A 5,155-nucleotide genomic window follows, 5' to 3' on the forward strand; every position below is an offset into this window, starting at 1 on the left:
TGGAGAGCAGCTGTTCCAGCCCTTTAGCGGGCAGATACTCTGCCTGAACGGGAATGATGATCCTGTTCGCAGCCGCCAGCGCATTGACTGTGAGCATACCAAGGGAGGGCTGGCAGTCGATGAGGATATGGGAGTATTGCCCCTTCAGTGTGTTCAGATATTGCCGCAAGATAGTCTCACGACTCATAGCATTTACCAAGGATACTTCCATACCGGAAAGTTGAATGTCGGCGGGCATCAGGTCAACGCCTTCTGCATGATGCAGAATACCTTCTCCGGGGCGTATAGGCTGATCCATCAGAATTTTGCCCATTGCATCCGACAGTGTAAATGGCAGCTTGTCCGGTTGCGGATTTCCCAAGCTGATTGTCAGGCTTCCTTGCGGGTCCCCGTCGATCAGAAGCACTTTCTTTCCGGCCTGTGCCAGACCTATTCCCAAGTTCGCACAGGTTGTTGTTTTGCCAACGCCGCCTTTCTGGTTGGCGATGGCGATGATTTGCGTGTTCATTGACTTCACCTCATTTCTAATTATCGCTGTTGCTTCTGGAAATAGAAAAAGCCGCCACTTCAAAATCATAAAGTGACGGCCCTTTCTAATGCCGGAATCTCTGAAACAAAAAAGCACCCAGTTATTTGTTACTGAATGCCTGCATTAGAATCGTATTTAATTGTTCAGATTTGGTCAGATTATGCCAAACCCTCCAGAGAAAAATCCGGTGTCTGAGAGTGCCAAAATCACCCTCAAAAATACCCCCGAAATTGCTCTCTGGTTGTCCTATTTTTTAACCACTAAGGCCGTTTTTTGACCCCATTTTTGCCGGTTGTCCTATATTTAACCACTAAAAATTGGGTGAAAACGGCTCTCGTTTTGCCAAATTTGGTCAAACCATATCAGCCCGTTTAGATATAGCAAAAGCCCGGAAAACCTTGATTTTCCGGGCTTTTTGAACCATTTTGATATAGTCTGAGCAGTCGATTATCGCTTGCTGAACTGCGGAGCGCGACGAGCCGCTTTGAGGCCTTACCTCTTTTTCTTTATATATCGACCACTTTTTACACGAGCATCTTTTGGTCGTTCGGCATCTTCTGGAATGGCCCAATAAAACCCTATCTTTGTTGCTCCTGGTATTCTTTCCGTACTACATAAAGTCTGTACTCTACGTATGGAAAGTCCCCATTTTTCTGCTGTTTGTCGAAGTGATAAGTATCCCATAATCAATCCTTTATTCTCAAAAAAATGTATAGTTATATAAATTATATTATATGCCAAACTACGCTTAAAGTCAATTATAAGGAGTTGCTTTTTGGCATCGTCTAATATATAATAAAAAGTTTTATTCAAGATGAAAATTCTAGATTGTAAAATTAACAAAAAGATAGATCTATAAAAAAAGCACCCTGGCAGTCCATATCAACCACCAAGGTGCTATCCCTTATCCATGCATTATCTGTTCTTTTTCCAGGCGCTCTTTCTCAATCATATCAAATAACCGATCCACACGTCTGAGTGCAGCCTTTCTTTCTCGTCTCTTTGCCTGTTCTTTATACTTCTTGTTCTTATACACGATTCTTTTATCTCCACGCTGTACGGCAGCTTTGTACTTGTCATGGTCGTAGATGTAATTTAGTGCCTGGGCGATATTATTGAAGTAGAGCTGATCCTTCTGCTGATGATAGCGGTCTTTTTCCGGATGCTTGAAGTCCAGTTCTGCCTGTCTGGAGTTACGATGATATAAAGCAATCTGCTCCATGTTTCTGGCATACACAAGCTTCCAGCAGCCTACCTTTGTCTTCACATACAGCATGCCATCCTTGTACTTGAATTCCATATTTCGGTTCTCTGTGTTCCATTCGATTGTTTTTCGTTCCTCTGTACAGAGGAAGCTCATACTATTGCAGTGTCTGCAAGGACGACCACAACGCTTTGCATCTTCCCAAAGTAGCTTTTCCTTGTTGCCAGGTTTCATAAAATCAACGTACTTGCAGCTTGGTCTGTGGTAAATATTCGATTCTATACTCATAATTCGTTTTGTACTCATGTAGGTTCTCCTTTCGCAAAAAAGAAAAGCCCCTCACTACCAGTGACAGTAGTGAAGGACTTCTCCTTAAGATCTTTTCAATTCTCTATTTTGTTCTAAGTATTTTGGGATTGGTTTTCCGGAACGGATTGCGATCTCAATCTGTTTCTTTCGGAGCTTACCAATCACAGATTCTTTCTTTTTTCGCTTCTTTGGTGTTTCTTCCTTAGGTTGATCTGGAATGTTATTGACTCGGCCATCCACCATATCGTAGTTGGCTTCTCCGCCGGATTCTGCTTGTCTGAGCCATTCGCCGTTCTGGTAGTATTTCTGCCAGATTTCTAATCGTTGTTTCTGCTGATTTAATGGAGTTTGCTTTGTTACTTCCTGTGGACGGATCTGGTTTCGTATTTGCTGTTTTACAGTATCATCAAAGCCATTACGTACATCATCAGCAATCAGCTTTCCATAAGCATCCAGGACCACGCCAGGCACTGAATTTCGGTATTCCTCATGTTCCAGTAAGAAGAATTGTTTGCCATCAATGATAATGTAATCTGTGGCCATCCAGCTTCCTTTACGGTTCTCCAGGTGATAATTTACTGTCTCCATAGAGATGAGAGCACCAGAAGTATTTATCCGGATAAAGCCCTCGATAGGAGTCAGATAATCTTCACTGATGTAATAAGCAGTCAGTTCGCCTTCTTTATTGAGGACAAGAACATCGCTCACTTCAAAGCTATCTTTTCTTTTGTTCCAGATGGTCATAGCCGTATCTTTGGGCAATACCTTTTCGATTCGTTGCTGTCCATAATATTCAAACTGAATCGATAACTTCTCTTGCTGGACTTCGGAATAAGATTTATGCCAAAGCATCTTACCGGGGGATGTTTGATCCACCCGGTAGACTGCATACTGATTAAGCTTCATGGGCATCGTCCTCCTGACCGATCAGATAGGTTCCCACCTGAAGATCCTGGTATTCCTGCTCACTGATACAGCTCAGCTTATACATGGCAGAAACCATAAGCTGGATCATCTGAGGATCCTTATTCGGTTCCTTCAACATGATCTGGAATACTTCTCGCATATACTGAATGGTTGCAAGAAGAGTAGTGCACTCAAAAATAGCGACCAACTGCAACTCTGCAACCTCAAACCTTACTTTACTCATAGTGATACCGCCTCTCGTTTCTTCGGTGGTTTTGCTGCCACCGGTTCCTGTTTCATAACCTGGGGTTTTGATACCGTTTGTTCTTTCTCGTGTTTCTGTGCCAAATAGGTTTCCAGTTTCTTTATGGCATCCTGGATCATCGGATTCTTTTTGTAATGATCTACCATATCGATAGCATCATAAAGAACCTTATCACCACTAAACAATTCGTACTGACCGGCAAAGATGGTGTCATCCTGCAGATCAAAACCAATACCTTTGATACCATTCATACGATTCGATGGGATAGATTCATAGATTTTGATGGCTTCATCCAGGGATAATCCATCATGGAATTCCCCCATAACCGGGAACTCCATACATTCTGCCACATAGAAGGTGAGGGTTCCTTCTACATGAACTTCCGCCGTCTGATTTCGTTCTTCCAGGAGGGTCTGCATTTCCTGTGTGACCTTATCAATGAATTCACCGGATGTTTTTCGAATCACATCCAGGGAACCTTTTAATTCCTGCATATCATGTTCTTTGCTCCATCCGGAAATGTAAGGGAAGGAGTAGTCACCAGTGTCAAGATTGAAGGCTGCACAGACACAAAAAGCACAGCTTTCCGCCTCAATTTCTTTGGTCATACGGTCTTTGATTTCGCCGTTTGCCTTCATGATGTCTTTATCATGAAGAAGTCCATGAGCACATTCATGGATGGCTGTTTTCATGGTCTGGCTTTCACTCATACCAGTGTTGATAACGATCTCTTTATTGGCATTGTCGTAGTAACCTTTGGCACCGCTGGTAATCTCATCGAATCGGATCGGTACTGGGGAGACTCTGGTAATCGCTTCCATGAAGATCTCATAATTTTCTACACTGGCAGTCAGTTCTTCCGGAACAAGTAAAGGAAGTGGTTCCCCTTCTGTCTGCTCATAGGCAAATACTGTGGCTACCTTAAACCTTGGGATAACAACCTCGACTTCCTCCATCTCTGGATGTCCATCTTCACCAATGACCGGTTCCTGATACTGATTTTTTCGTTCTCTGGTCTGCTTCTGTTTGATCGGAGCAGGAGCAATGATAGTGATTCCCTTTTCCCCACGTCTTACCTGTCTCCCAAGAGACTGCCAACGTTTATAGGAGTTGCAAAGAGTGGCATCTGGTCGCTGCATGGCAATCAGAAGGGTATTATTGACCGAATAGTTGTGGAACTTTGTCATTATCTTCAGGAAGTCTTTGTAACGTTCCTGATCGCCATCTAAAAAGTTCTGCACACCCATTTCCAAGGATTCCATAATACTACTCAAGTCTTTACCAGGGACTGGCAAGGCAGTGGTTTGAACCCGTTCATTTTTGACCGGGTTGGATTCCTGGGTATAGGATTCTTCCACCGCAGCTTCCGCAACCTTTTGAGCAATGTTGATTTCTTCCAGATTGGTAGCATAACGATTTTTCGAAATCGGCATCTTATCTTTTTCATGGAAGGAGTAGTATTCATTTCCTTTGCCCACAATGATGTGATCTGTCAGCTGGATACCAAGAAGTTCTCCAACCTGATGAATTCGATCCGTTACAAGAATATCTTCCTTGGATGGTTCCAGATTCCCGGATGGATGATTGTGGATCATCATAATGGAATTGGCATTGCTAAGAATCGCTGACTTCATAAGTTCCCTTGGATGAATCATAGATTCTCTTAAGGCACCGATACTTACGATGTTCATGTTGATTGGTTTCAAATCGCTCTGCAGATTTACCACACAGACAAGTTCACGATCCATATCCTTTAAAAAGTCATGCATCACTCGAATTGCAGCTTCTGGATTAATCATGACTTCATTGGCAAGGAGTGGTTTCTCTTGCACCATACGAATGGAAACCTGTGGAAGCATATTATTTTCCGACATCGTCATCACCTCCCAAAGGAACCTCGATGATAAATTCATCCGATCCCATTTCTTCAATTGTTTTCTTT

At 42.9% G+C, this 5,155-nt stretch carries 6 protein-coding genes; all 6 read right to left on the reverse strand.

The annotated features are described in order from the left end of the window. Nucleotides 1–508 (reverse strand): ParA family protein (locus tag QZZ35_RS08815; protein ID WP_291237071.1); only part of this gene is annotated, 508 nt, incomplete at its 3' end. Nucleotides 509–1,021: 513 nt separating this feature from the next. Continuing rightward, nucleotides 1,022–1,213 (reverse strand): DNA-binding protein, encoded by a 192-nt coding sequence (locus QZZ35_RS11695; RefSeq protein ID WP_291237072.1) that lies wholly within the window; start codon nt 1,211–1,213, stop codon nt 1,022–1,024. Nucleotides 1,214–1,433: 220 nt separating this feature from the next. Further along, nucleotides 1,434–2,039 (reverse strand): hypothetical protein, encoded by a 606-nt coding sequence (locus QZZ35_RS08825; protein WP_291237067.1) that lies wholly within the window; start codon nt 2,037–2,039, stop codon nt 1,434–1,436. A gap of 66 nt (nt 2,040–2,105) precedes the next feature. Then, nucleotides 2,106–2,948: a DUF4316 domain-containing protein gene (locus tag QZZ35_RS08830; RefSeq protein WP_291237068.1), complete on the reverse strand. Its 843-nt coding sequence runs from the start codon at nt 2,946–2,948 to the stop codon at nt 2,106–2,108. Then, entirely contained in the window at nt 2,938–3,192 is a 255-nt protein-coding gene (locus QZZ35_RS08835) for a hypothetical protein (protein WP_291237069.1), read from the reverse strand. Before QZZ35_RS08835 ends, QZZ35_RS08830 begins: the two co-directional genes overlap by 11 nt. Continuing rightward, a complete protein-coding gene (locus tag QZZ35_RS08840; protein WP_291237070.1) occupies nt 3,189–5,087 on the reverse strand; it encodes a JAB domain-containing protein in 1,899 nt (632 codons plus the stop codon). Before QZZ35_RS08840 ends, QZZ35_RS08835 begins: the two co-directional genes overlap by 4 nt. Nucleotides 5,088–5,155: the final 68 nt, after the last annotated feature.

Source organism: Frisingicoccus sp., assembly GCA_016298055.1.
In the GTDB taxonomy this organism is placed as follows: domain Bacteria; phylum Bacillota; class Clostridia; order Lachnospirales; family Lachnospiraceae; genus Frisingicoccus.

Coding starts and splice junctions, on each gene's coding strand:
- QZZ35_RS11695 (WP_291237072.1), bottom strand. CDS start 1,213: ATGGGATACTTATCACTTCGACAAACAGCAGAAAAATGGGGACTTTCC.
- QZZ35_RS08825 (WP_291237067.1), bottom strand. CDS start 2,039: ATGAGTACAAAACGAATTATGAGTATAGAATCGAATATTTACCACAGA.
- QZZ35_RS08830 (WP_291237068.1), bottom strand. CDS start 2,948: ATGAAGCTTAATCAGTATGCAGTCTACCGGGTGGATCAAACATCCCCC.
- QZZ35_RS08835 (WP_291237069.1), bottom strand. CDS start 3,192: ATGAGTAAAGTAAGGTTTGAGGTTGCAGAGTTGCAGTTGGTCGCTATT.
- QZZ35_RS08840 (WP_291237070.1), bottom strand. CDS start 5,087: ATGTCGGAAAATAATATGCTTCCACAGGTTTCCATTCGTATGGTGCAA.